Below are 26,204 nucleotides of genomic sequence, written 5' to 3'. Positions count from 1 at the left end.
GATTTGCCGGCCATAAGGCCGGCCTGATGAGGGGCGCTGCCCCTCAAACTCGCAACTTTGATGAGGGGCGCCGCCCCTCAAACTCCCCGGGATATTTCCAACAAGAAAAAGGCTTTAAAGCGTTTCGCCAAGAACCTGATCAGCGGTTTTTTGACGAAACGCCCACAACATTGAGAGACACGGGAGCACCCCGCCTTTTCCCTGTCTCAGGTTAAGGGCGCGACGCTTTAGGCCGGAAGGTGAATGTTGAAGCTCTCTCTTATGGCGCGGTCGAGGTCGGGGGAGAAGCGGGCGGAGGAGCGTTCGGACAGGATTTCGAGTTTGCGCGCCGTGGCGTTTGCGATCAGGTCGGGTTTGCCGAGTTCGACCCATTCTTTGGGTGAGGTTCTGTCGCCAAGGTTTGGGTAGACGTGATCGGTTTGCATGCGCGCCAGTGTCGCGTCGGTGCCGAGGTAGTGGCCGGGGCCACCGAGGCAGACCTGGCGCATTTGGTCGAGCGCCAGTGTTTCGTCGTCGACTTCAATGCCGCGCACGCAGCGCAGGGATTGACCGATGATGTCGTCGCCAAGGATCAGGCTTTCGTGGCAGAATCCCAAGAGGGACGCGTGCATGCCAGCCGCTTCATAGACCATGTTGAGGCCCGAGAGCCCCGCCATGACGCTTGAGCACATTTGCTCCCACCCGGCTTGCATGTCGGGCAGTTTGCTGTCGGAAGCGCCCGCCGCTGCGCCACCGGGGATGCCGTAGAACTTGTGCATTTGTGAGCAGCCCGCCGAGAGCAGAGCTTGCTCGCCCGAGCCAACTGTCATCGCGCCTGTGCGCAGATCGAGGCCGAAGGGCCATGTGCCGAAGATAGCAGGGTGACCGGGCGAGAGGGCGTTGACGTAGACGATGCCGGCGAGGCACTCGGCGCAGGCTTGCACGATAGCACCGGCGATGGTGCTAGGGGCGGTTGCACCGGCCATGCCAGCCGAGAGGAGCAACACCGGCATACCGCCGCGAATGCAGGCTTCCATGACTTCGCAGGCTTCGGTTGCGAACTTCATTGGCGGCACGACGAAACAGTTTGAATTGCTCACGAAAGGGCGGGCGCGCCAAGCGTCTTCGCCACCGGCGATCATATGCAGCATTTCAAGGGCAGGGCCGACAAAGTCAGGCTCGGTGAAGGACGTGCCGATGTGCTTGGTGCTGCCAGAGCAGCAGGCATAGATGGTGTTGTAATCCATCTCGAGGTTATCAAGGATATCGCGGCAGACCATTGGTCTTTGAATAAAGTGAATGTTGTCAAGCTGTTGTGCGATGCGTGCGGCATCATGCAGGTCTTGCACGGTGCTGTGGCGGTATTCGCGGCCATCGGGTTCAACGAGGTTCACGGCTGCGCCTGCGGTGCCGTAGTGCACGCGGGTGCCGGACAGCTCGAGATCATGTTCTGGCGTGCGGCCATGTAAGGTGACGGCCTTGCAGGACTTGGCGAGCATGTCTTCAACCAGAGCGCGGGGAAAGCGGATGCGGCCATCATCGCCCAAGATTGCGCCGGCTTCGGTGAGCAGTTTGATGCCGCTTTCCGGCGCGTCGGCAAGGCCGATGGTTTCGAGCGCTTCAAGGGCCGCGTTGTGAATTTTGAGCACATCGGCGTCAGAGAGGGGCTTGTATTGACCGCCGGAAAGCCCTGCACGGATGGGCCGTGTTTCGGCAGCAAGCGGAGCGGCACGGGCGGCGCGGCGGGCGCTACGGCCACCTGTACGGGCGGGGCGGTTTGGCGAGAGATCTGTCATATCGCGAAGCTTTCGTGGGAGTTGAGTTAAGGGCGAAGAACGCGCTTAGGCCCCCCACGCGCGGCACGGCCACGCTCGGCTCCGATAGTGATGATCACCAAGTTGATCTTGCAGAATGGCACTTGCATTGGCCTACCTACGATTTGCCTGACTTGATTAAGCCGTGCAAAGGTGGGCTGTTCTGGCCTACCTGCGACATTCTGTCGTTTTCAGAGTATCACCAGCTTCCTGATGCGCCGCCGCCACCCGAGGAGCCGCCGCCGGAGCTGGAACCGCTGGAGGAGGAACTGCTGGAGCTAAAGGAAGTTGACCAGCTTTGAGTTTCTGAAAAGTCGCAATACCCGCAGGAGACAGTGCGCCTCTTTTCACCGCGCTTATGGCGGGTTGGTTTGCGCTTGGTCTTACGCTGCGTGTGCAACCCGCGTTTGCGGCAGTTTGGGCAACGAGACAGGCGGGTGTAGCCGTCGCGCAGGCGCTTGCCAAACAAGAGCGGCACGAAAATAAAGCCAAAGACCGAGAACATGAGCGTCATGATGAGGAAACCAACCCAGTCATGTTTTGACGTGGGCGCTTCACTTCCGGCCTTATGGGGCAGGGCGATTGTCGCGATGATCTCGGCCGTTCCGGCGCTGATCCCGCGGGCGTATTCGCCGTTCTTAAAATGCGGAAGCACGTCGCGGTCAAGCACACGGGCGGCGGTTCCGTCCCAGCTGTGGGCATATGACTTCCCAAGTTCGATGCGGGTTTCGCGATCCTCCAGCAGAACCAGAAACAGGATGCCTTCGTTGCGCGAGGCGTCGCCGATGCCCCAGGTGTCAAACAGCCGCGTGGCGAAGGCCTCTAGGCTGGCATCACTGCCATAGGCGGCGCGGTTGTTCATGATCACCACATTCATGGCGATGTTGTCCTTGCGGCGCAGAGTTTGCAACTGTGCGGTGATTTCGGCGTTTTGCTCCGGCGTGAGCAGGCCTGCGTAGTCGCTGACGAAGGGCGTGAGGCGCTCGGGGAGTTCTTGTGCAAGGGCAGGAAGGCTGAGGCACAAAAAGAACAGGGTTTGAAGGAAAATACGCATTTTGGCCTCACTCGTTGGTACTGAGGTTGTATAGCCCAGCTTTGAGTGCTTGCGAAGAGCGTATGAACTTGACAGACAGGCAGACATCAAACCCTTTCAGCCGGAGCCAGCCATGACTGCCAACAAACGCATTGCCCTTTCAAGTGATCACGCCGCGATCGAGCTGCGCGGTCTTATCGCCGCGCATATCGGCAAGCTCGGGTTTGAGGCGGTTGATATCGGCCCGACCACGCCCGAGAGCACGCATTACCCCAAACACGGCGAAGCAGCAGCGCGGCTTGTAGCTTCAGGTGACTGCGCTTTGGGGGTCATTCTTTGTGGCACGGGGCAGGGCATCATGATGGCGGCCAACAAGGTTGAGGGCATTCGTTGCGGTGTGTGCAGTGACACCTTCTCGGCACGGATGATCCGCGAGCACAACAACGCCAACATGCTGTCAATCGGGGCGCGCGTTGTCGGTGTCGAGATCGCGCTTGAGGTTGTTACGGCGTTTCTGACAGCCGAGTTTGAAGGCGGGCGCCACGCCACGCGGGTTGATATGATTACCGCGATTGAGAGCTAGCTTGTGGCGGTTTTTGACTGAACCCATGTCGTGAACAGCACAGATTGAGCGCCAGAATTGCCCGAAGCTTCCTGTAACTGAGGAGGCGATTATGACTATTTCCGGTTCAGATCTTATCAACCTTGAGAGCTACCCTTTTCATCAGGATGGCGAGGCACGGGCGCGTGTTCTGGCAGATGTGCGAGAGAAACTGGCGCGCGACGGCTGCGCTGTGCTCAAGGGTTTTTTGACTGCCAAGGGTATTGCTGCGCTGACGGCAGAGGCCGACGGGGTAGCCGAGCAGGGGCACCGCTCGTTTAGTCGCACCAATGCATACTTTACACAGGACAACCCCGACTTGCCCGAAAGTGACCCGCGGCGGCAGTTTTACGAGCGTTCCAATGCCTTCATTCCGGCGGATAACTTTGCCAGTGATGGCGCGTTGCGCAAGGTGCATGACTTTGACGGCTTCGACAGCTTCATTCAGGACTGTTTGCAGGAAGAGAAGTTCTTTCGCTACGCTGATCCGCTGGCTGATGTGATTGTCAACATGGCCGACGAGGGCAACGGCTTTCCCTGGCATTTTGACACCAACAACTTCACCGTGACGCTCGCCATTCAGAACGCCGAAGAGGGCGGCGCGTTTGAGTATGCGCCGGGCATTCGCGAGGATGACGAGAACTTTGAAGAAGTTTCAAAGGTGCTGGCGGGGACATCCGACAAGGTGACGGTGCTTGAGCTGGAACCCGGTGACCTGCAGCTGTTTCGGGGGCGATATTCGTTGCACCGAGTTGCGCCGCTTAAGGGCGCGCGCCGCCGCTATGTGGCGATCTTCTCTTATGTGGAAGAGGCCAACATGGTCGGCAGCGTCGAGCGCACCGAGCAGCTTTATGGGCGCACGCTGCCGATCCACCACGCGCGCGCAGGGCAACGCGGCGATAGCTTTATTGACTGAGTTGTGAAGGGGCTTGCTTACGCGCAGTGTTTGAAGTGAGACGCACGGACACTGGCTGCGCTGAGCGGCGAATGGCGGGTTTAGGCCCAACAGCGTAAGATTGTATGCCGCCGTACCGCTGTGCCGCCGTGCCGCTATGCCGCCGTGCCGCTATGCCGGTGAAACCCCTTGTCAGATTTCGTGGCGCCACGGGGGGGCCGCACCTGCACGGCTGACATTGACGGCTGCGACGCGGGCGCCGAATTCCATAGCCGCCGCGATATCAGCTTTTGCAATCGAGCCGATTGTTGCTTTGGTTAGCAAGCTCGCTTCTGACAAATACGCAAGCACGCCGGCATTGAATGTGTCTCCCGCGCCCACCGTATCAACGACCGGAACCTTGCGGCTTGAGACAGACACGGATGTCCCGCCATCTATCCATGCTTCGGCTCCCTGACTGCCCAAAGTCAGGATAACGACAGAGGGCCCCAAGGCTTGCAGCTTTGCGATCTTGTCTTCGCGCGGCTCCACATTCGGGAAGATCCAATCCAAGTCTTCCTCGGAAACTTTGACAATATCTGCCAGCATAAACATCTGTGCCAACCGGTTGCGAAACACGTTTTCGTCCGAGATGAAGCCGGGTCGGATGTTTGGGTCAACCATCACGACACAATCGCGTTCATGGGTTTGCGCAAATTTTCGGTAGGCTTCCGCAGCCGGTTCGCAAGCCAGGCTGATACCGCCAAAAAACAGCGCATCAACACCGTCGATATCATCGGGGAATTCCTGTTCGGTGATCATTCGGCCAGCAGAGTTTTCATCAAAGAACGCGTATGACGCCTGACCTTCGTTCAACGTCAAAAATGCCAATGTGGTCGGGCGGTCTGAACGAACAACAGCGCTGGTATCCACATGACTCGCCGCGAGCTCTGCGATCAGTTGTTGGCCAAACATGTCCGTCGAGATGCCGCTTAGCAAACCCACGCGACACGTCAGCCGCCCCAGTCCGATGGCGGTATTGAATATCGCCCCGCCAGCTCTGGGTACAAATCCATCTACACCGGAAAGCGTCGGCTCCGGAATCATATCTATCAACGCCTCACCACAGCATAAGATCATTCGAATCTCTCAACTTCCAAGTTTGGGCAAAGCCCGTTTCGCACAAATGGTTCTGTCACCTCAAACGGGCCTAGGCGCTCAGGTAGGTGGCAATCGCCTGTTCAAGGCCTTCGGCCCAGATCAGGTCGAGCCATGCTTTGAAAGGGGCCGCGAACTTCGGCTCTTCTGCCAGATTGCCATATATCTGGCGCATCTCAAGCCAGACTTTTGAGTCCTCTCGCGCCGCAATGGCTGTCGCATTCAACTGCGCCCAATTGGGGTCATTGGGTTCGATGGTGCTGCCATCTTCACGGCTGCCGTAACACATTCTTGCCCAGGCGGCCTCGACAAGGGCGAGGCCTTGGAGCGGTGTGCCTTTTGCCAAGCCATCGAGAATGGAAGGTATCACAAAGCCGGGATGGCGCGAGGATCCGTCAAAGGCAACACGGCGCGTGGTGTCGACAATCTGCGGGTTCGAGAACCGGCCATGGATCAAAGTGACATACTCCGCCGGTGTCATGCCCAAGACAGGGTTCACGAGTGGCGCTATCTCTTCGGAGGCAACTTTGAGGAACAGCCGACCGATGAGATCGTGCTCTACACCTTCCGCGATGGTCTTGACCGAGAGAACCTCGGCTGGTGTGGCGATCACCTGATGCCCACCATTCAGGATGCGAATTTTCATCGCTTCATAGTCGTGGACTTTGTCGGTGAATGTCGCGCCGACCTTGTCCCAGTCAGGTCGCCCGGCGCAGAAGTCGTCTTCGATCACCCATTGGCGGAACTTCTCGTGGGTCACAGGGGCCTGATCATCAATGCCCAACTGTTGCACCAGAGCCAACTCATTCGGGCCAGTCGCCGGAACGATGCTGTCAACCATCGCGTTGGGAAAGCTGCAGTTGGCATCAATCCAGCTTGCCAGATCCGGATCAGACAGACGGGCCAAAGACACCACCGTTTTGCGCAGCACATTGCCATTGCCAAGCAAGTTGTCACAGCATTGGCAGGTGAAGGGGCCCGCATCGGTGTCGCGGCGCAGACGTAGGGCCGCGATGATCGCACCGAAGGCCGTTCGGGGCACTGTCGGATGTTGGCTGTCATGCACAATGTCGGGGTGGGCCGCGTGAAGTTCCTTGGTGGCGGGGTCAATGAAATACCCGCCCTCCGTCACGGTCAGTGCCACAATGCGAATGTCTGGTTGCGCCATCCTTTGGATCAAGGTGTTGTTGTTTTCTTCTATTGGCAAATAGTCGATCATCGAGCCGGTCACCTCGACGGAGGATGACGAGGGGTCGAGTGCAATTAGAGTTGTCAGGCAATCCTGCGAGAGAAGCTTTTCTCGCATGTCGGCGTCATAGGGCCTTACACCAGCGCCAATGATCGCCCAATCAAGCGCTTCGCCTTGTTGCATCAGACGGTGCAAATACCAAGCTTGATGCGCCCGGTGAAAATTGCCAAGACCGATGTGAACAATGCCTGCTTTCAGACCCGCTCTGTCATAGCGCGGGCGCAAGATGGCCTCTGGCAAATCGCTCAGTGTCGCATTGTTCAGTTTCATAAGTTTAGGTCCCTGCCGCAGGTCTCTCATGGTCTTATCCGGTGTCTTGCCTCGACTGTGTCGCCCGCTTTGGTGTCTTCACTCGATCCGCATTCCGGCGGCGTCAAACTTGTGAATTTGTTCCGCTTGCGGGGTTAGATAGATCGTATCGCCATGTTTGACCGAGACATCGCCGGTGATGCGCACTGTGATCATGCCGGCAAGACCCGTGTCGTGAACGTGGATAAACGTGTCAGACCCCAGATGTTCAGCGACGCCAACGCGCCCTATCCAGGTGCCGCTTGTCATGCTGACATCGGTGTGCTCGGGGCGAATGCCGATGGTATGCGCACCGAATTTTTCGGCTTCGGGACCGGAGAAAATGTTCATCTTGGGCGAGCCGATGAAGCCTGCGACAAACACGTTTTGCGGCTTGTGATAGAGGTCAAGCGGCGAGCCGATCTGCTCGATCACGCCGGCTTGCAGCACCACGATTTTGTTGGCCATGGTCATGGCTTCAACCTGGTCATGGGTCACATAGATCATCGTGGTTTTCATGCGCTCGTGCATTTCACTGATCTCAAGCCGCATTCCAACACGCAGGGCGGCATCAAGGTTTGAGAGCGGCTCGTCAAACAGGAAGGCGGAAGGATCACGGACAATGGCACGGCCAATGGCAACACGTTGACGTTGACCGCCCGAAAGCTGACCTGGTTTGCGGTCAAGATAGTCGGTTAGGTTCAACGACAAGGCGGCGGCCTCGACACGCTTGTCGATCTCGGCCTGAGGCATCTTTTCCATCCGCAAAGGGAAGCCGATGTTTTTGCGCACCGTCATATGCGGGTAGAGCGCATATGACTGAAACACCATCGCCAACCCCCGCTTGGAAGGGGGCACGGCTGTGACGTCTTGGTCGTCAATCGCGATGCTGCCAGAGGTCAGCTCTTCCAGACCTGCAATCATCCGCAACAGCGTTGACTTGCCGCAGCCCGAGGGGCCGACGAAGACTGCAAACTCACCGTCTTCGATGGTCAGATTAAGCGGCGGAATAACCTCAACATCGCCAAAACTTTTGGAGACTTGATCAAGCACAATACGTCCCATGATATTTCCCTATTTTACGGCGCCAAAGGTCAAGCCTTGGACAAGTTGTTTCTGACAAAACCAGCCAAGCACCACGATCGGCCCGACGGCGGCTGTTGAGACGGCGGAGAGGCGGCCAAAGAACAGCCCTTCAGGCGCGCGGTTGCCTTCGATGAGCTTTGAAAGCGTCGCCGCGTCGATGGTTGTGAGGCGGACAGTCCAGTAGGCCTCGTTCCAGCAGAAGATGAAGACCAGCAGGGCCGTCGAGGCGATGCCGCCCCAAGCCAGCGGGATGAGTATCTCCTTGATCTCGCCCCATGTGTTGACGCCATCCATCTTCCCCGCTTCGATGATGTCCTTGGGGATCTCTTTGAAGTAGGTGAAGAGCATCCAGACCGCGATTGGCAAGTTGATCAAGCTGAGCACCGTGATGACCAGAATATGCGTGTCATAGAGCCCGATACCCTTGGCGAGAAAGATCATCGGATACAGCACAGCGGCGGCCGGAAGCATCTTGGTTGAGAGCATCCACATCAGCACGTCTTTGGTGTGACGACTTGGGTTAAATGCCATCGCATAGGCCGCGGGGATGCTGACGAAAAGCGTGAAGATCGTGGCCGAAACGGCGGTGATCACCGAATTGCGGGCAAAGCGCCAGTAGTCGTAGTTTTCCGTCATGTTGAGATAGTTCTCAAGCGTCGGCGTGAAGAAGATCAGGTGCTCGGGCTTCACCGCGTCGGCGTCGGTTTTGAAGCTGGTCAAAACCATCCAGAAGATCGGGAAGAAGAACAACAGCCCGACACCCCATGCCAAGACGGGACGGCCATATCGGCTGACCTTTGAGGATTGTGCAACGATTGCCATGATTTGCGCTCCTATTCCATCAAGGTCTTGCCAACCATGCGCAGCAGGAAGATCGCGACGATGTTGGCGAGGATTACGGCGAAGATGCCCGTGGCGCTGGCGGCGCCGATGTTGTTGTTGGCAAACTCACCGATCAGGTAGGGCAGGTTCTTGTTGCCGTTGCCGCGGCTGACAATTTCGATCTCGGCATAGAGTGAAAGGTGAAAGATTGCCTGGATCATCACCACAATCGCGATCGGGCGGCCCAGATGCGGCAGGGTGAGAAAGCGAAACTGTGACCAGGTGCTTGCGCCATCCAGTACGGCGGCTTCCTTTTGCTGCTGATCTTCCGATTGCAGCGAGGTCATAAGAATAAGAACCGCAAAGGGTGTCCATTGCCATGTCACCATCATGATAACCGCAATGGCTGAAGTTTGCGTGGCGCGAAACGAGATCGGCTCGAACTGGGGCCATAGCGAGAAGAATCCGCCCAAAACGGGCATTTGCCTCAAGCCTTCGATGAGGTCGTTCAGTCCGGCAACGGCGATCCCTTGCAAGCCAAGCACCGGATCAAGGATCATGTTGATCCAGAGCACGGCATTCACCGCGGGCATAACGAAAAACGGCGAGATCAGCAGAACCCGCACAATGCCTTGCCCGGGAAAGCTTTTGTTGATCAGAACCGCAATCAGGATTCCCAGAATGATGGTGAGGAACAAGATACTGCAAACGATGAACAAGCTGTTCTGGATCGCGAGCAGGAAGTCTTTCGAGTTGAGAACAAACTCGTAATTGCCAAATCCACGCCAGTTGCTTGGGCTCGGTGTTGTCCACTCAGGGCGGCGCAGGTTGTTGAGCACATAGCGGATGAACGAAAAATACAAGGTCATCCCGAGGGGGACCAGCATCCAAACCAGAAGCAGCAGAACCGCTGGTGTTTGCAAGAGCCGGGGCAGCTTTCTGTCAGACATAATCTATCCTCCAAGCAAAACGATGGTTGCGTGTTGCCCTAGCGGGTGAGGTGGTGAATGAGGTTTTGAGTGTCGCTATTTGGGCACAGATGTGCAAGCGACAGGCAGAAAATAGGTGGAGAGACCCGACTGAGCCGGATCTCTCCGATAAAAAGGCTACTCGTAATAACCTGCTTCGGTCATGATCGACAGCGCGGCTTCCTGAGCCGCAGCTAGAGCGTCATCAACCGATTTGGCACCAGACAAGGCCGCAGCCATTTCCTGTGCCACAGCTGAGCCAACTTCCGGGAACTCGGGGATCGCAGCAAACTGAACGCCGACATATGGCTTCAGGTCTGTTGCGCCGGGTGCGGCAGAGTTGATCGCAGCCATTTCAGCGTCTGCGAAGGCCGCAGCGGCTTTGAACTCGGGGATCGCATATGTTGACGCGCGCTGACCGGTTGGAACCGAGCCCCAGCCGAAGTCGGGGTGGTTGCCAACGGCCTGAACGTAGTCTTTAGAGGTTGCCCATTCGATGAACTTTGAAGCCTCTTGCGCGTTGGGTGATCCGGCAGGAATGGCCATCGCCCAAGCCCAAAGCCAGTTTGCGCCGACAGGGTTGCCTGCGTTTGGCGACTGGGCGTAGGCCACGCCGTCAACTTCAAGGAAGGAGGCCGCGATTGTGGCGTCGATCCACAGGCCACATTTGCCTTCGTTGTAAAGCGCGAGGATCTCGTTGAACGAGTTGCCTTCCGAGCCGGGAGGGCCGTAGTTTCCGAGCAGATCAACATAGAAGTTGATCGCGGCTTTCCACTCGGCGCTGTCGAGCGCGGGCTTCATGTCTTTGTCAAACCATGCGCCGCCAAAGGAGTTCACCACAGTCGTGATGAAGGCCATGTTGTCGCCCCAACCGGGCTTGCCACGAAGGCAAGCACCGTAAACACCGTTGTCAGGATCGTGCATCGCAGCCGCAGCCGCCTTCACGTTGTCCCAGCTGTCGTTGTCAGCGATTGTCACGCCAGCGGCATCTGTCAGGTCTTTGCGATACATGACCATCGAGGACTCACCGTAGAAAGGCGCAGCATAGAGCGTGCCTTCATGTGAGAGGCCTTCGCGCATGGCTGGCAGGATGTCTTCAACATCGTAGTCGGCGCCGAATTTCAGCGGCTCGACCCAGCCTGCGGCACCCCAGATAGGCGCTTCCTGCATGCCGATGTTGATGATGTCATACTGGCCGCCGCCAGTCGCTGTGTCCGACGTGACCTGCTCGCGCAGAACGCCTTCTTCAAGTGAGACCCAGTTCAGCGCAACGCCGGTTTCAGCCGTGTAAGCTTCAGCAACTTTTTGCATGTTGATCATGTGACCGTTGTTGACGATCGCGATTGTCAGTTCTTTCGCATGATCATCGGCCAATGCAAATGATGATGCGGCCATGCCAAGCGTGAGGCCAAGGGCCGTGTTCTGCAAGAAATTCATAAAATCCTCCCGAGATTGATTTCTCCCTAGCTTAGGCTAGCACTAGAAATTTATTCGCGTCAATGTAAATATTTACGCGCGCAAAATATTAACATTCAAGCAATTGAGTGACTTACGCGGACCCGCGCATAACCAGCCTGCCTTCGAACAGGGTTTCTTCGCGCACGTCCATGCGCTCTGCCGATTCGATCAGAGACAAAATCGTGTCGACGCTGCGGGTGGCGATGGCATTGTAGTCTTGGGATGCCGTGGTCAAACCGGGGCAGGTGAACCGCGAAAACGGGTGGTCGTCATGCCCTGCAATGCGCAGGGATGCGCCGCTGCCCAACCCGACATGAACGCCGTTTTCATAAGCCGCAGAAAGCAATCCTATTGCTAGGCGATCATTTGAGCATAGGATCGTGTTGGTCGGAAGCGACCGGCCAATCACCCGACGCTCGCCCTCGCTAAAACCGATCTCTTCGAAGTTCCAGCCCTGGCCATCGACCTGAATCAGATGTGGCTTGTGGTTGAGCCGCTCCATTGCCGCAACATAGGCATTGCGCCGTTTGACAGCATTAGGATTGATCGGCGTCTTCAATTCGAAGAACATCGGTGGTTCTCCGGAACGACACAGGTATTCGACGATCAAGTTGATGCTATGGTCGTTATCCGACCCGAAGAATGCCTCGCCAATCCCCTCAAGGTTTGCATCAAAGAGCACTGTCGGCACTTCACGCGCGAAAGCCGCCACTTCATCGGCCAGTGACGCGCGCCCCAGAGGCGCCAGCAAGACAGCAGCCGGCTTTATCGAGCGCAGACTGTCGAGATTGGAAATCTCCTGTCTCGGCCCGCCATGGGAGCTAAGCAACAGCGGATTGAAGCCCGCCTTAACGATCAATCCTTCAATCGTGCGGGCAATGCTTGCAAAGAACGGATCGGTCAGGTTCGGCACCACAAGCCCTATGTTCTTGGTGTGTCGACGGTTCTGATTGACCGCATAGATATTCGGCCGGTAGTTGTGATTTTTGAGCGCCGCCTCGATCTTCTCGCGTGTAGATGCCCGGACACTTTCGGGGTCGTTGAAGTATTTTGAGATCGTCGGGCGGGAGATACCGCTTACAGCAGCAAACTCTTCCATGTTTTTGATTTTCGGATTGCTCACAGGCAAATCCTTCCGTTGGTAGGCTTATTTCTCATTCCACAATGATGCGTGGGTTCGAGCGTTGTGTAAAGAACGGAATTTGCCGCGCGCAAAATTCTTGAGAATCCATGTAAGCTTTCAATGTGAGGAAGATGACCACACTTCTTTTCGGTTTTGCGAGCGAGCAAATGCCGGATCTGGCCAGGGTTTCTGGCTTGCAGGCCTATTTGGCCCCGCAAGGGCTGAGATCGGATAGAAAAGACACCATTCACTGGCACTGGCACTGGCACTGGCACTGGCACTGGCGCGGGCACTGGCACAGGCAAGGGCAGGGGCGCACCGATTTTTGGCTCTAGCCGACAGAGGTTTTTCAACGCGCTCCACACCGTTTGGTTCATTTCGGTGAATGCCAAAAAGTGACTTGAAGTTTGCAAAGAGGCGCTGCACATATGTGCTATGAAATACCTAACTATTTTACTCGCCTTTGCTGCGACCGCCCCGAGTGCCGAGAACTTCCCGCAAGCCGATGTGGTGTTGCTCGGAGAACTGCATGACAACCCGCACCACCACGCCACGCAGGCAGAATGGGTTTCCGGCCTTGCCCCGAAAGCACTGGTTTTTGAGATGTTCTCAACCGAAGCCGCCGAGGGCGTGAGCGCAGATATACGCCATGACAAAGCGGCCTTGCTTACCCAGCTAGATTGGTGGGGCCGTGCAAGCGAGGAGGCCGAGATGTATTGGCCGATTATCGAAGCCGCACCAGATGCCAAGCTTTATGGCTCCCTGCTTGATAGGCCCGCTATGCAAGCCGCCATGAAAGCCGGTGTTGCCGAGACATTCGGCGCAGAGGCCGCAACCTACGGGCTTGATCTGGCCTTGCCAGAAGCCGAGCAAGAGGCCCGTGAAGCCGACCAGCTTGCTGCTCACTGCGACGCGATGCCAGCCGAAATGCTGCCTGTCCTTGTCAGCCTTCAAAGGCTGCGCGATGCGGCTTTGGCGCGCTCTGTGGCGCAGGCTTTTGAAGAAACAGGCGGGCCTATTGCTGTCATCACCGGCAATGGCCACGCCAGAAAAGACCGCGGCTTGGCTGTCTATCTCGCGCGTGTGAAGCCTGATCTGACAGTCTTCTCGCTCGGGCAGATCGAAGACGGAAGAAGCACTGAGGGTGTGTTTGACAAAGTTGTCAGCGCGCCGGTGGCTGAGCGCGAAGACCCTTGTCTCGCTTTCAAGAAAGACTGAAGAGCCATCCTTCAGAGGCCGCTGGCAAGCTCTGCGCGCGTCAACCCGAGCGGCTTGCTGACCAGATCAGAGACAACTTCACCAAAACCACGCCCTGACGCCGCTTCAATCAGGTCGCGAACGAACATGTAACCGATGAAGGAAAGAGCATGCCGTGCCGCCCGACTGAGCCTTCTCGCGCCGACGCGGTAAACCAGTAAGAGTAGATCTGTTGATCGGTCACTCTATTTCGAGACGATCGGCAGGTTGAACGTGTGTTTGCTTATGCCCAGTTGCTTTGGTGCGGCGGGGAAGCGGCCAGCGCGCTTGACGGCGTGAAGCGCCAGTTTGTCAATTTTGTTGTTGCCGGACGACTTGGCAAGGCGCGCAGAGATCAGCGAGCCATCTGCCGAGACCGTGATCCTCACAACCGCCTTGCCACGGCCGACTCCTCTGGGCGAGCGGCGGGCAACGCGAGCCCGGATCTGCCCACCCCATTTGCCCAGTAAAGAGTTGCGTTTTGATTTGGAAAGTGTAGCCGTTCGGGCCTTTCGGTTGTTGCCTTTTACGGTGTTTCCGCCGGTGCCCTGCGCCTTACGCGCCGTAGACTGAACAGCGGGCTTATGCGCCTTTTTGGGCTGCGCCGCGGGCTTTGCTTTGGGCTGCGCCGCGGGTTTTGGCTTAGGCTGAACCGCCGGTTTGGGGCGCGGCTTTGGGGTCGCCTTTTGCACGGGCTTCGGGGTTGGCTTCGGGGTTGGCTTGGGCCTTGGTTTCGGCTTTTCGTAGGTCGGAAGCGCAGGCGCGTCAGCCGAGGGAGACAACTCGGGCAGTTTGATCGTCGGCATTGCCCGAGGCGGCTGGGAAGCCTGAGGCTGCGGCATGGCAGCTTGCTGCACCTCTGGTGTCTCGGGGGGGGCGACATCGGGTTCGGCAATCTGCGCAACTTCTGGCGGCTTGTCCCATGCCTCTACCATCTGCGCGACAGAGGCCGTGGATGCGCTGATCGTCAGAAGCTCGTTGCCCGCGCTGCCTGCGCTTTCCAGCGATGTTTCGTCGGGTGCTGGCCAGATAGCCAGATGCGCCGCAAGCGCAATGGCACCGAAAGATATGATCTCCAGAAGAGCACGCATGAGTTACCTCATCCTCGACACTAGTTTGACATGGCGCACGCCGTGGCTGGCGAGCTTGGGCAATAGCTTGGCAATTTCATTCGCTTTCAGGGCCTGATCTGCCCTGATCATCAAAGGCTCGTTTTCGCCAAGATTACGCAAGCCCTCAAACACAGCATCACCGCGCAAATCGCCCATCGCCAGCTCGCCGCTCGCAGACATATACAGGATATGTTTGCCCTCCGCAGGGGCCTCGGCGCTCGACTGTGGCGGCGTCACTTCAAACGGCTCGGGCGGGGCGATTTGGGCGGTCATCAGGAAAAAGATCAGCAGCAGGAACACCACGTTGATCATTGGAACAACACTCTCGCGGTTCTTGCGTTTCGTAGGGGGAGACAAATCCATGCTCATTCCACCAACACAAGGGTTTCGTAACCCGCCTTTGAAAGCGCTTCCATCACTTCGACGATGCGTTGCAGCTCGGCTTCCTCTCGCGGCCGCAGGATGATCGCGTCGGTGTGAGATAGCATCATCTGTCCAAGCTCGGCGACCAGCACATCCGGGGCGAGTTCAACGCCATTCAGCTTCACCGCCGAAGGCAGCACTTCGATCAACCTTGGTGGCCCTGTATATGGCTTGTCGGAAGCGGCCGTCAGCGGCAGGTTGATCTCGACATCCTGCCCGAACCGCGAGGCCAGCATGAAAAACACCAGCAAGAGGAACACCACGTCGATCATCGGCGTGAGGCTGGGCTTGCGTCGTGTGGGGGAGGGGCCGAGCTGCATGAGGTTACTCGGCTGCTTTCAAGGCTTCGGTTTTTGCCTTGGGGTGGCGTGTCAGCACGCGGGTAATGCTGTCTTCCATGTCTCGTTGCGCGCGGTCGATCACGCTTTCAAACCATGTCAGCGCAATGCCCGCAGGGATGGCCACAGCCATGCCTGCCGCAGTTGTGAGCAAGGCTTCCCAAATGCCGCCCGCCAATGCGGCAGGGTCAGCACGAGAGCCGGCGTCTTGCAGGGCTTGGAAAGCTTCGATCATCCCCAAGACCGTGCCAAGCAGGCCGAGCAGCGGAGCAATGGTTGTGATCAGGTCAAGCCCGCGCAAACCGGTGCGCGCATTGGCAAGGGTGTTTTTCGCAACCCGTGCGATTTCTTCTCGCGCTTCGGCATCTGTAAATCTCTCTGACGTGCGCGCCTCAAACGCCGTGCGCGCCACAGTTGCTCGCATTGAGTGACGGTTTGCTATCAGCGCCTTTGCGCCCTGCACGTCGTCCGCTTCCCAGAGCGTGACAGCGTGTTCGGTCTTGTTTTTTGCCCAGGCCCCGAGAAGTGCCAAGCGCCAGATCTTGAACAAGATCAAAGCCAGGGTGATGACAGACAGGGCGGCGATCGCCCAAATGGCCGGGCCGCCCTTAACCAAGAAGTCGAGTGCAGCCGTTAGGCGGGCAGTTAGGTCAGGGCTCATATCGTGGCCTCCTTCAGGTGCTAGTGGGGTTCAGGCAACTCATCAGTGCTCATGCCAAACTTGAGCAGGTTGCCATGCGGGTCATGCAGGTAGAACTCTGCCATGCCCCAAGGGCGCGTGACGATCTCTGAAAGGTTGGCAATGCCACTGGCTTTGAGCGTTTCAAATATCTGCAAGATGTCGACACCGCGAATGTAGCAACTGGTTTCCGAGCAAACGTCGGGTCGCGTTGTGAAAGAATAGTGCAACTCGATAGAATGGCCGCGAAAGATCAGGTGGTTATCTCCGAAAACTTCAACGTCAAAGCCGGCCTGTTTTCCAAAGGCCTCTGTTGCCGCTGGATCGGGTGTCAAAAGGATCGGGATTGCTTGTAAATCATGCATATCATTCTGCCGCAAATGAGGCTGCGTGAGGCAACAGATAGGTGCCGTCAGCGGGAGGGGTGTTAACGCGCACCGAACATTGGTAGGCGCGGCTCAGAAGCTCGTCTTGCAGCACAGCTTCGGGTGCGGCTTGGCGCAGCACACGGCCCTCGCTGATGAGCGCGATGCTGTCGGCGAACATGGCTGTGAGGTTCAGGTCGTGCATCACTGCAACCACACCGCCGCCCGCATCTGCGTAGTCTTTGGCTATCTGCATGACTTGCAGTTGATGGCCGATATCAAGCGCCGAAACCGGCTCATCTAGAAACAGCCAGCGCGGGGTATCGTCAGTGACAGGCTCCCAGACTTGCGACAGCACGCGGGCGAGCTGAACGCGCTGCTGCTCACCGCCTGAAAGTTCTTGGTAAAAGCGGCCCTCAAAGCCCGCTAGGCCGACGCGCCGCAAGGCCCGCATAACAAGCCCGCCTTTGTCAGCCGTAACACCGCTGTTAAGGCCGAGGCGAACAACTTCAAGCACGGTAAATGGGAAGGCCAGCGGCGTCGCCTGTGGCAGCACGGCGCGCTCTGAAGCAAGCTCCCATGCGCGGGCGGTTTTGATGTCGTGGCCGTTGAGTTCGACCGTGCCGGAATATTCGGCATCACCTGTCATCGCTCGAAGCAGCGTTGTTTTGCCCGATCCGTTCGGCCCGACTATCGCGGTAAGCTGTGCCGGTTTGGCTTCAAACGAAACGTCATGCAGGATCTCGGATTTGCCGAGGCTGACAGTTATATTCTGAGCTTTCAGCATGGCTTACATGTCCAACAGGCCGCGCTGACGCAGCAGGATCCAGAGGAAAAACGGCCCACCCAGCGTCGCGGTGACAATGCCGATTGGCAGTTCGGCTGGTGCAATCACGATCCGTGAGATCACATCGGCCACGAGCAGCAAGGCAGCGCCAAGCAGAGCCGAGTTGAGCAACAGATACTTGTGATCAGGCCCGACCATCAGACGCAGCAGATGCGGCACCACCAAGCCGACAAATCCGATACCGCCGCTGACAGCGACGGCTGCGCCAGTTGCGGCTGCCACCATAAGGATCGACACGTTTTTGGTGAGTTGCACAGAGATGCCCATATGCGAGGCCGCAGCTTCGCCCAGGGCAAGCCCGTTCAAGCCGCGCGCAAGGAAGGGTGAAACAGCAAGTGCGGCCACAATGAGAGGAGTTGCCGCCAGCAGTTTTGTCCAAGTCGCGCCAGCAAGCGAGCCCATGCCCCAAAAGGTGAGGGTGCGCAGCTGCGCATCGTCGGCCTTGTAGACGAGCAGGCCGGATATGGCCCCCGCTATTGCACCAAGTGCGATGCCTGCGAGCAGCATCGTTGCAACCGAAGTGCGCCCCTTGCGTGTTGCAACACGGTAGAGAACAAGCGTTGAAGCCCAGCTGCCCGCGAAGGCGGCCACGGGCACAAGATAGTAGCCGAGTTTATCTGTCACCACCGCAGGAAGCAGCCCGCCAAGAACGATCGCGATGATCGCGCCAAGCCCCGCGCCTGCGCTGACGCCAACGAGTCCAGGGTCGGCAAGCGGGTTGCGAAACAGCCCTTGCATGACAGCGCCCGACACGGCCAGAGCAGCGCCCACCAACACGCCCATCAGCGTACGGGGCAGGCGTATGTCGAGCAGAACCACCTTGTCGCGAAGGGCAAGATCTTGCCCTGTGACGAGGTCAAACACACCGCTCCAAAGCGATGTGCCCGAAGCCCCAACGGCGAGGCTGAGCAGCATGCCACCAGCAAGCAAAAGCGCCAGAAACCACGTCAGTTGCCGCGCGCGCCGGGTTCTATCTCCAGCGACGGTCGTGACGCCTATGTTGTCTTGCAACGCAAGGCTCATGGCTTACTCTCCGACCGTCGCAAGCGCCTGAGAAAGGCTCGCAACGGCCTCGCCAGTGCGCACCGAAAACCCGAGGATCAGCATACCGTCAAGCTTTACCAGAGCATCGTTCATGGCGGCTGGCGTTGTTGACAGGGCAGGGTGCGCCTTGATGCCTTCAAGGCTAATGCCGTGGTCGCCCCCGCGATCCATCACCAGGATCACGTCAGGGTTGCTCGTCGCCACAGCCTCGGGCGACATCTGCTTGTAGCCTTCAACACCTTTGAGCGCATTCACGCCGCCTGCCATCTCGATGATAGCCCCGGCTTCTGTGTTGTCACCAGCCGCAGTGATGTTGCCGCCCGCAATCGACAGGACAAAGAGCACGCGCTTTGGCGCGCCTTCGCCAACAGATGCGTGTGCGGTCTCTATTTCGGCCGTCACCTTGTCTGCCAGAGCCGCGCCTTTGTCAGGCACACCCAAGGCGTCAGCAACCGATGTGATTTTCAGTGCCACATCCTTTGCCGTAAACCCATGCGGAATCTCGGCCAAATCAATTTCCGCTTCGCGCATGAGTTCCATCGTTTCCAGCGGCCCTGCGCCCTCTCGCGCGATGATCAGATCAGGGTTGACCGACAAGAGCCCCTCAGGCGAGAGCCGACGGATATAACCCACATCAGGCAGCGCGGTGGCAACTGACGGGTGGTTTGATGTCGTGTCGCGGGCCACAAGGCGGTCTTCCTCGCCCAAGGCATAGATGATTTCGGTGATCGAGCCACCGATCGAGACAATACGGCTAGGCTTTTCGTTCGCCCAAGCTGTTGTCGCGATGAACAAAAAGATCGCGAGACTTGTCACAACCTGCAGCAAAAATAGTGGGTGTAGCCGTGTCATGCTGCATCTTCCGTGTTTGCATCAGGAAGTGCGGCGACAAGCGCGTTCCACTGTTCAGCAGCCCCTTCCTGCGCCAGAACGCCGAACACCTGCGTGATCAAAGAGCCGTCTGCGCCGAACACCTCAACCGAAATCGCGTCACCGCGCTTGGTGTGCTTCTTCACAGCGTAAACTTCGGCGATATGGTCTTTGCGCAGGTGCAGATCAAAGCCCGGATCAAGCACGTTGATCCACGGGCCCATCTCGACGATGCGCTTAACAGGGCCGGTGTGAATCTCGATGCAGCCTTGGTTGCCGACGAAAACCATGATCGGCGTTTCTGTTTCGGCGGCCTTGTTGAGCAGTATTTCGACAGCCGTGGTGTCAAGCTTGCGCACATAGCCCTCGCCCGCAACGCGGTAGGCCCCGAGACGGTTGAACTTGAGCCTGCGGGTCATCATCAGGAACTGATGGGTATCGGTCATCTTGTCCCATTCTTCGCGCAGTTTGTCGGCTTTCGCAGGGTCGCCCTTGGCATCTTCAACCGGCTGACGCGGCTCGACATTCAAAGTGTTGCTCTGGTCGTCAATGCGCAGTTCTGCGACGACGCTGGCCCAAGCATCCACATTCGAGCCTTCGCGCATAAAGACTTTGTGGGTCGCATCACCAGCGGCATCAAAAATCTGAATGGTGCGGCGCATGCCTTTCTCAGTCTCGTGTTCGATCGCAAAGCCGTGCACCCAACGCTTGGGGAACATCCGCAGATCCATCTCGCCGTTGACGATCAGACAGGCGTGCTCGCCGCCGCGGTAGTTATCATAGACGCCGACCTTCTCGATCACGCAGCTTTCGTTGCGGGTGAGCGCCATGACCTCACCAAGCCGCGTAAGGGCAGGCATGAGAATATCCATATCAGCCGTGATTCGTGTCGCTGTTTCACCAACATGTGCCGCCACAAGCTGGCCTTCGGAGATGCCGATTTTGTCGGCGAAGTCACGGTCGCGCATCTTGGGTTCTTCAAGGCGGGCGGCCTTTATTTCACCCGCGGAAATGGTTGTAGTCGCTCCCATGAGAGCTCTCCTTTTCAAAGCATTTTGAGGGGTGCGTCTGGCTGGGTATCGCTTGGATACAACTCGCTGGTGCGCCTGATTTTCTGAGGAAGTTATTATTGACAAAAATAGTCAGGATCAATAGCAAACCTGCATTGCCCGATGAAACGGGCGCATGAAGACGAAGACGCCAGCCTCCCGCCAGCCTTAATTCGTTAAGATTTGGAAGGGACACTCATGCGAATTCAGAGATTCGCGAAAGCCTCATTGTTGTGCAGCACAGCTGTGCTTCTGACACTGCCGGCCTTTGCACAAGACTACGCCACCGACCTTGATGAGGTTATTCTTGGCAAAACCAAACGTGAGGTCCAAACGGATACCGCGACCGCCGCGACCACGGTTGATCAAAGCGAAATGGATGACCGTCAAGCCAGCACAGTTGCCGAGCTTGTTGACTCTGTTCCCGGTGTGACCCTGATCAACGGCCAGACGCCACAAGGCTCGGGCATCAACATTCGTGGTTTTGGGGCCAACTCAACTTATGGTTCGGACCAGAAGGTTATCATTCAGGTTGATGATGCCGACGTCGGCGCAGAAGAGCTCTACCGGATCGGCACGCAGCTCTACACTGACCCGGCCCTCTACAAGTCGGTTGACGTTGTCCGCGGCATGGCCGGCACATTCGAGTTTGGCTCAGGTGCAATCGGCGGCATGGTGCGGCTTGAAACCAAAGATGCGTCCGACTTCACGGGTGGCGCCCCGGGGTTCCGGCTTCGCCAAAGCGTGCAGTTCTCAAGCAACGGCGACGGCATGTCGAGCTCGTCAATCTTTGCTTGGCAGGTCGCTGAAGACTTTGAGGTACTCGGCAACTACACCTACACAACCCAAAACGACCAAACCGATGGCGCAGGTGCGACAATCGGCAACTCCTCTTTCTCGCTCCCAAGCTGGCAGATCAAAGCCAAGAAGACATTTGGCGACGGTGATCACGCAGTGACTTTCTCGCTGACCGACACCAACTCCGACTCCAAAGATGTGCCGTATGACTCGTTTGAAACAACAGGCGGGCAGTTTGGTAATGTTGACAGGCAAACGCATTCGCGCACCGCGACTTTGGGATACAAATACAACCCCTATGACAATGACCTGATCGACCTAGATGTTATCTTGTCTTACTCAGACCAACAAATCGACCAGAGCTATGTTGCCGGCAGTTCGCCGCTCGAGGGCGGGCCAAGCTGGCCATTCTTGCAGCCGCTTGTCGATGCAGACCACCGGTATGAAACAACCAAGCTCACAGTCAAAAACACCGCGCTGTTTGAAACTGGGTCTGTTTCGCACAATTTGCGCACCGGTGTTGAGTTCAAGCGCAAAGAGCGGCTCGACGCCTCCTCAGCGGCCGGCGGCACGGATGACCGCATCGCGCTGTTCATCGTCGATGATATGTCAATCGGTGAGCGCCTGACACTGACACCCGCGCTGCGCTTTGAAAGTCAGTCGATCGGTGACGGCACTGTGTCCTATAGCAACGATGTCCTCATGGGCGGCTTGTCGGCATTCTACAAGTTTGACAACGGCTTCGGCATTTTCGGCTCGGCCGCTTACTCCGAAAGCATGCCGATCATCGACGACTTGGGAACTCCGGCCTACATGACACAAAGCGAGAAAGCGACGACCTTTGAGCTTGGCTTCTCCTTTGACAACCTCGATGTGTTCACCGAGGGCGACGACTTTGCTTTCAAGGCCAATGTCTACAAGACCAAGTTTTACGACATCACCTCGTATAATGTTGCGGGCACATTCACGCCTCTCGGCTCGGCCGAGCTGAAAGGCTTTGAGGTTGAAGCGGCTTACAGCCTTGCTTCGGGTGTCTATTTTGACGCCAACCTCAATATCCAGCGTGGCGAATACATTAGCCCTGCGCCGGGTGGTGACTGGGAAGGCATCCCCGCCGATCAGCTTCGTTTGACCGTCGGCAAAAAGTGGGACGACGAACTCGACCTGAGCTGGGAAGTTGTCGCAAACAAAAAGATGACGCGGTCATCCACGCCAAGCGCCTCGAATGTGACGCACAACCTGCGTGCAACTTACAAACCGCAATCCGGTGTTCTTGAAGGCACAGAGATGCGTTTTGGTGTCGAGAACATTTTCGACAAGGAATACACGCCGCACCTCGCGACACGCACAGCCCCGGGGCGAAACTTCAAGTTCACTTTGGCGAAGACGTTCTGACAATAGCCCATAAGATCATCCGGGAGGCGTTGCGACATGCCTCTCGGAGTGCTTGAAGCCAATGACCACTCTAACCTCGTCATCGTCATACGGTCCCCGGCGAAATGTCGTTTTGTCGGCATATCTGGCATAACTGGCCATGCGGCGTTCAGCTATCAGGGTTGGCTTTGATGCGGGTGCGGCTTATGCCCCGCGACGCTTGTTGCGCAGCCGAAGAAGTGTTTTTTGCAAACCACGCCCAACCCCGCCGTGCGCAGGACGTCGGCCATGTACGAACTGTTTGAGTAGTTGCGCGTGTAGGTGCCTATCATGCTGAAATCATTGGCGCCCTTCAGGAACAGGCTTTCGATCTTGGGCAAGAGGCGGTCAAGGTAGAGGCGGTAGAACGGGCGCAGCACCCAGCCCTTCGGGTCAGACGCTTCGATGAGAGCAAAACGACCACCGGGCTTGAGGATGCGGGCGATTTGTTTGGCCAAGACGGTCTGCTGCTCGGCGTTGAAGGTTTTGAGGCCGAAGGTTGAGACCACAAGGTCGGCGTGGTTTTGCGGCAGATCGGTTTGCAGTGCATCGGCCTCGATGTGGGTGATCTTCTCGGCATAGGCTCCATGCAAGCGCTCAACGGCCTCGGTATGCATGCGATGCGAGATATCAAGCGCGGTGATGGTGCCAAGCTTAGGCAAACGCTTCAGCAGATGAGGCCAGACTTCGCCGGTGCCTGCCATCAGGTCAACAACAACAGCGCCTTGGTGGTTCTCCACGGGTAGGAGGCCCACGCATTGCTTGCGCCACAGCCAGACAAAGCCAAACGAACTCACAGCGCTCCAACGGCGGTAGTTTGATGAGCAGCGATCAAACAGCCCTGCAACAAAGGCGGGGTCGTAGATATCACCGCCGTCTCTGTCTCTGTCTCTGCCTCTGTCTTTGCTCACGCTAAGGCAGCGGCAAATGAACAGATATCTTTGAGAGCGGCCTCATAGGCGCTGTCCTCGATTGTCATAGCCACACGCACATGGCCTGCGGCCTCGTTTCCGAACGATCCACCGGGCATGACGGCGATGTGGCGCTCGTCCAGCAAACGGTTGGCGAACTCTTCACCGGTGAGGCCGGTTTGGCGCACGTCGAGCATCACATACATTGCGCCCGCTGTGGGGACAGGGGTGAGGATATTCTGGGAGGCCAAGGCTTTCAAAGTCACTTCACGGCGGCGTTTGAACGGGGCGGCGATCTCTTCTTCAAAGCTTTCGCCTTGCTCAAGCGCGAAGAGGGCGGCGTCTTGGATATAACCCGGCACGCCGTATGTAGTGACAGTCGAAAGATCGACCAGTTTATCGATCACATCCGCTGGGCCAACCAGCCAGCCGCAGCGCGAGCCTGTCATGGCGTGGCTTTTTGACATGGAGCCAACAACCAGCGTGTGGTCGGCCATGCCTTCAAGCGAGCGCGGTGAGATGTGAACGCCCTCCCATATCTGGGTGTCGTAGACTTCATCGGAAATCAGCGTGAGGCCATGCGCCTGCACGACATCGGCGATCATCTGCATGGTTTCAGGCGTGTAGATCACGCCTGTCGGGTTGTTGGGCGAGTTGATCAGCAGCGTGCGGGTGCTCTCGTTGATCGCGGCTTCCAGATCGGCGCGTTGGGGCTGAAAGGCGTGTTCGGCGCGGGCGGGCACTGGCTTATCAACGGCCCCCACTGCACGGATAGTTCCGGGGTAGGTGGCGTAGAACGGGTCCATGTAAAGCGCGGTTTGCCCATTGTCCAAGCTGGCGATATGCGCAGCGAAAAGGGCAGACTGCCCGCCAGGGGTGATTAACACGTTCTCATATGTTGTTGGCACACCTGTGCGGGCTTGCACACGTGCGGCAACGGCCTCGCGCAGGGTCATCTGCCCATGCATGATAGCATAGCCGGTGTTGCCAGCCTTTGCGGCCTCGTGCATGGCCTGCAAAACGGGGGCGGCGGTGCGTATGTCGTGCTCGCCGATGGTCAGCTCGGTGACAGGGGTGCCAGAGGCGATCATCCCACGGGCGCGCAGGAACAGCTCCCAGCCGTCGCCGCCTTCACCTGCGATTGATTTGAGTTTGTCTGACATGCGCATGGCGGGCCTCATTAGCAAAAGGATGTGTTGCGGGCATCGGGAACACGGGGCTTGCTGTTTGTCAATTGCGAAGGCTGCGAGATTGCTGTCTTCTGCGGGCATGAACAGATTTCAGCGCTTTGTGATTGCCAGCGGCTTTACCAATCTTGCAGATGGTATCGCGATGGTGGCGTGGGCATGGATTGCCTCGCTGCTGACGCGCGACCCGTTGTTGATTGCGCTTGTGTCGGTGGCGCTGCGCCTGCCTTGGTTTGTCTTTGCTGTGCCCGCAGGGATCATCACCGACCGCGTCGATCGGCGACGGTTGATTTTTGGCATGGATGCTTTGCGCTTTGTGGGCTTTGCCTTGGCTGGAGTCGCTGTATGGAGTGCGCTTCCCTTGGGAGAGGCGCCAATGAGGGGGATATCAACGCCCTGGCTTTACTGGACTTTGCTCACTGCCGCCTTGGTTGTTGGTGCGGCTGAGGTGTTTCGCGATAACGCCGCGCAAACCATGCTGCCTGCAATTGTCGAGCATGATATGCTTGAGCGTGCCAATGGGCGGCTGTGGAGTGTCGAACTGATCGGCAATGTGTTGCTCGGGCCTGTGGTTGGCGCATTCCTGATCGCTTGGGCGCTGCCTCTGCCGATGTTTGTAAATGCGCTGGCCTACTTGGCGGCTGTTTCGCTGGTGTGGCGCATTACCGGGCGGTTCAAGCCGGAGCGGCAGTTTGGCGGGCATTGGCGCGTTGAGCTGAGCGAGGCTTGGCAGTTTCTACGCGGTGCGCCTTTGCTGATGGCGCTGGCGCTGATCACGGGTTTATGGAACCTGTTTTTCCATATGTCTCACATCGCCTTGGTGCTGCATGTGCAGGAGAACCTTGAGGCGACTGTGCGGGTCTATGGCCTTGTGCTGGCAGGGGGGGCGTTAGGCGGGATCATTGCGGGCTTTGTCGGTGAGCACATCGTCAAAGCACTGGGGCCGATGAAGACAGCACAGCTATCGCTGATTGTTTCGGGGCCGATTTACCTTTGTATTGCGTTTTTGCCCAGTCCTCTGGCGCTGGCTATTGTTCTCACTGTGTTTGAGTTCTTCGGGGTGGTTTGGAACACGGTTTCTGTGTCTTACCGCCAGCGATGTATTCCTGACGAGCTGATGGGGCGTGTGAATGCGCTTTACAGGATGTTTGCATGGGGAATGATGCCGATTGGTATGATCGCCTCGGGGCTTGTTGTGCGCGGGGGAGAGAGTGTGTTGCCGCGGGGATGGGCGCTGACCATGCCTTTTTTTGCCGCGGGATTAGGAGCTCTGGCGCTTGGTGTCTGGGGGTGGCGCGCGCTGGCAAAGGGCTTTGCCAGGATGCAAGACACTTGACCGGAGCGGTTCAGGCGCGCTAGGGCTATGCCTATGAACACCGGATACAAATCTGTAATTTGCATTATTACCTGCATTATCACCTGCTGAGTTGATCACGCGGGCCGCTGTTCTTTGTTTCATATCTGAGTTGAAGTTGCTAA

At 57.6% G+C, this 26,204-nt stretch carries 25 protein-coding genes and 1 pseudogene; 6 read left to right on the top strand and 20 right to left on the bottom strand.

Going from position 1 to position 26,204, the window contains the following annotated elements:
• Positions 1 to 227: 227 nt before the first annotated feature.
• Together KO498_RS12610 and KO498_RS12605 are read right to left on the bottom strand one after the other, a co-directional pair.
• Positions 228 to 1,775, bottom strand: a complete 1,548-nt coding sequence (locus KO498_RS12610; RefSeq protein WP_215960237.1) for a trimethylamine methyltransferase family protein — start codon at positions 1,773 to 1,775, stop codon at positions 228 to 230.
• Positions 1,776 to 1,992: 217 nt separating this feature from the next.
• Positions 1,993 to 2,847 (bottom strand): TPM domain-containing protein, encoded by an 855-nt coding sequence (locus KO498_RS12605; protein ID WP_215960236.1) that lies wholly within the window; start codon positions 2,845 to 2,847, stop codon positions 1,993 to 1,995.
• A gap of 112 nt (positions 2,848 to 2,959) precedes the next feature.
• On the opposite strand from KO498_RS12605, the gene rpiB reads away from it, so the two are divergent.
• Positions 2,960 to 3,409 (top strand): ribose 5-phosphate isomerase B, encoded by a 450-nt coding sequence (gene rpiB, locus KO498_RS12600; protein ID WP_215960235.1) that lies wholly within the window; start codon positions 2,960 to 2,962, stop codon positions 3,407 to 3,409.
• Between the two features lie 91 nt (positions 3,410 to 3,500).
• Positions 3,501 to 4,343: a HalD/BesD family halogenase gene (locus tag KO498_RS12595; RefSeq protein ID WP_215960234.1), complete on the top strand. Its 843-nt coding sequence runs from the start codon at positions 3,501 to 3,503 to the stop codon at positions 4,341 to 4,343.
• Positions 4,344 to 4,514: 171 nt separating this feature from the next.
• Here the strand turns inward: KO498_RS12595 and KO498_RS12590 are convergent, their stop codons facing one another.
• The 7 genes from KO498_RS12590 to KO498_RS12560 form a co-directional block, all read right to left on the bottom strand.
• On the bottom strand, positions 4,515 to 5,441 hold the full coding sequence (locus tag KO498_RS12590; protein ID WP_215960233.1) for a carbohydrate kinase family protein: 927 nt from the start codon (positions 5,439 to 5,441) through the stop codon (positions 4,515 to 4,517).
• 70 nt (positions 5,442 to 5,511) lie between these two features.
• Positions 5,512 to 6,978, bottom strand: coding sequence for a mannitol dehydrogenase family protein (locus tag KO498_RS12585; protein WP_252731400.1), 1,467 nt, complete (start codon positions 6,976 to 6,978; stop codon positions 5,512 to 5,514).
• Positions 6,979 to 7,056: 78 nt separating this feature from the next.
• Positions 7,057 to 8,061 carry an ABC transporter ATP-binding protein gene (locus KO498_RS12580; protein ID WP_215960231.1) on the bottom strand — a complete coding sequence of 335 codons (1,005 nt, stop codon included), beginning with the start codon at positions 8,059 to 8,061 and terminating at the stop codon, positions 7,057 to 7,059.
• A 9-nt stretch (positions 8,062 to 8,070) separates the two neighbouring features.
• On the bottom strand, positions 8,071 to 8,904 hold the full coding sequence (locus KO498_RS12575) for a carbohydrate ABC transporter permease (RefSeq protein WP_215960230.1): 834 nt from the start codon (positions 8,902 to 8,904) through the stop codon (positions 8,071 to 8,073).
• Positions 8,905 to 8,915: 11 nt separating this feature from the next.
• A complete protein-coding gene (locus KO498_RS12570) occupies positions 8,916 to 9,854 on the bottom strand; it encodes a carbohydrate ABC transporter permease (RefSeq protein ID WP_215960229.1) in 939 nt (312 codons plus the stop codon).
• 156 nt (positions 9,855 to 10,010) lie between these two features.
• Positions 10,011 to 11,309, bottom strand: coding sequence for an ABC transporter substrate-binding protein (locus KO498_RS12565; RefSeq protein ID WP_215960228.1), 1,299 nt, complete (start codon positions 11,307 to 11,309; stop codon positions 10,011 to 10,013).
• Positions 11,310 to 11,421: 112 nt separating this feature from the next.
• The gene (locus KO498_RS12560) at positions 11,422 to 12,453 is read right to left on the bottom strand and encodes a LacI family DNA-binding transcriptional regulator (RefSeq protein WP_215960227.1); all 1,032 of its coding nucleotides are present in this window, start codon (positions 12,451 to 12,453) and stop codon (positions 11,422 to 11,424) included.
• A gap of 131 nt (positions 12,454 to 12,584) precedes the next feature.
• On the opposite strand from KO498_RS12560, the gene KO498_RS12555 reads away from it, so the two are divergent.
• Together KO498_RS12555 and KO498_RS12550 are read left to right on the top strand one after the other, a co-directional pair.
• Positions 12,585 to 12,788, top strand: a complete 204-nt coding sequence (locus KO498_RS12555; RefSeq protein WP_215960226.1) for a hypothetical protein — start codon at positions 12,585 to 12,587, stop codon at positions 12,786 to 12,788.
• 100 nt (positions 12,789 to 12,888) lie between these two features.
• A complete protein-coding gene (locus KO498_RS12550) occupies positions 12,889 to 13,671 on the top strand; it encodes a ChaN family lipoprotein (RefSeq protein WP_215960225.1) in 783 nt (260 codons plus the stop codon).
• A 224-nt stretch (positions 13,672 to 13,895) separates the two neighbouring features.
• Here the strand turns inward: KO498_RS12550 and KO498_RS12545 are convergent, their stop codons facing one another.
• The 9 genes and pseudogenes from KO498_RS12545 to KO498_RS12505 all read right to left on the bottom strand — a co-directional run bounded on the left by KO498_RS12545 (position 13,896) and on the right by KO498_RS12505 (position 20,398).
• Entirely contained in the window at positions 13,896 to 14,780 is an 885-nt protein-coding gene (locus tag KO498_RS12545) for a cell envelope integrity protein TolA (protein ID WP_215960224.1), read from the bottom strand.
• Between the two features lie 3 nt (positions 14,781 to 14,783).
• On the bottom strand, positions 14,784 to 15,164 hold the full coding sequence (locus tag KO498_RS12540; protein ID WP_215960223.1) for an ExbD/TolR family protein: 381 nt from the start codon (positions 15,162 to 15,164) through the stop codon (positions 14,784 to 14,786).
• Between the two features lie 2 nt (positions 15,165 to 15,166).
• Positions 15,167 to 15,544, bottom strand: a complete 378-nt coding sequence (locus KO498_RS12535; RefSeq protein WP_215960222.1) for an ExbD/TolR family protein — start codon at positions 15,542 to 15,544, stop codon at positions 15,167 to 15,169.
• Between the two features lie 4 nt (positions 15,545 to 15,548).
• Positions 15,549 to 16,190 (bottom strand): annotated as a pseudogene (locus KO498_RS12530) (MotA/TolQ/ExbB proton channel family protein); the annotation flags it as partial.
• 53 nt (positions 16,191 to 16,243) lie between these two features.
• On the bottom strand, positions 16,244 to 16,606 hold the full coding sequence (locus tag KO498_RS12525) for a hypothetical protein (RefSeq protein WP_215960220.1): 363 nt from the start codon (positions 16,604 to 16,606) through the stop codon (positions 16,244 to 16,246).
• A gap of 1 nt (position 16,607) precedes the next feature.
• Positions 16,608 to 17,393 carry a heme ABC transporter ATP-binding protein gene (locus KO498_RS12520; protein WP_215960219.1) on the bottom strand — a complete coding sequence of 262 codons (786 nt, stop codon included), beginning with the start codon at positions 17,391 to 17,393 and terminating at the stop codon, positions 16,608 to 16,610.
• A 3-nt stretch (positions 17,394 to 17,396) separates the two neighbouring features.
• The gene (locus KO498_RS12515; protein ID WP_215960218.1) at positions 17,397 to 18,476 is read right to left on the bottom strand and encodes a FecCD family ABC transporter permease; all 1,080 of its coding nucleotides are present in this window, start codon (positions 18,474 to 18,476) and stop codon (positions 17,397 to 17,399) included.
• Between the two features lie 3 nt (positions 18,477 to 18,479).
• On the bottom strand, positions 18,480 to 19,349 hold the full coding sequence (locus KO498_RS12510; protein WP_215960217.1) for a heme/hemin ABC transporter substrate-binding protein: 870 nt from the start codon (positions 19,347 to 19,349) through the stop codon (positions 18,480 to 18,482).
• Positions 19,346 to 20,398: a hemin-degrading factor gene (locus KO498_RS12505; RefSeq protein ID WP_215960216.1), complete on the bottom strand. Its 1,053-nt coding sequence runs from the start codon at positions 20,396 to 20,398 to the stop codon at positions 19,346 to 19,348. Before KO498_RS12505 ends, KO498_RS12510 begins: the two co-directional genes overlap by 4 nt.
• A 264-nt stretch (positions 20,399 to 20,662) precedes the next feature.
• On the opposite strand from KO498_RS12505, the gene KO498_RS12500 reads away from it, so the two are divergent.
• Positions 20,663 to 22,609, top strand: a complete 1,947-nt coding sequence (locus KO498_RS12500) for a TonB-dependent receptor plug domain-containing protein (RefSeq protein WP_354667660.1) — start codon at positions 20,663 to 20,665, stop codon at positions 22,607 to 22,609.
• Positions 22,610 to 22,764: 155 nt separating this feature from the next.
• On the opposite strand, the gene KO498_RS12495 is transcribed toward KO498_RS12500, so the two are convergent.
• Positions 22,765 to 23,538: a class I SAM-dependent methyltransferase gene (locus tag KO498_RS12495; protein ID WP_215960214.1), complete on the bottom strand. Its 774-nt coding sequence runs from the start codon at positions 23,536 to 23,538 to the stop codon at positions 22,765 to 22,767.
• The gene (locus KO498_RS12490) at positions 23,535 to 24,707 is read right to left on the bottom strand and encodes a pyridoxal phosphate-dependent aminotransferase (protein ID WP_215960213.1); all 1,173 of its coding nucleotides are present in this window, start codon (positions 24,705 to 24,707) and stop codon (positions 23,535 to 23,537) included. The genes KO498_RS12495 and KO498_RS12490 overlap by 4 nt, the downstream gene beginning before the upstream one ends.
• A gap of 100 nt (positions 24,708 to 24,807) precedes the next feature.
• On the opposite strand from KO498_RS12490, the gene KO498_RS12485 reads away from it, so the two are divergent.
• Positions 24,808 to 26,061: an MFS transporter gene (locus KO498_RS12485; RefSeq protein ID WP_215960212.1), complete on the top strand. Its 1,254-nt coding sequence runs from the start codon at positions 24,808 to 24,810 to the stop codon at positions 26,059 to 26,061.
• Positions 26,062 to 26,204 lie beyond the last annotated feature (143 nt).

Source organism: Lentibacter algarum, from assembly GCF_018860975.1.
Lineage (GTDB): Bacteria > Pseudomonadota > Alphaproteobacteria > Rhodobacterales > Rhodobacteraceae > Lentibacter > Lentibacter algarum_A.
The sequence above is the reverse complement of the archived record's forward strand: the minus strand, read 5'-3'. Positions and strand labels throughout refer to the sequence as shown.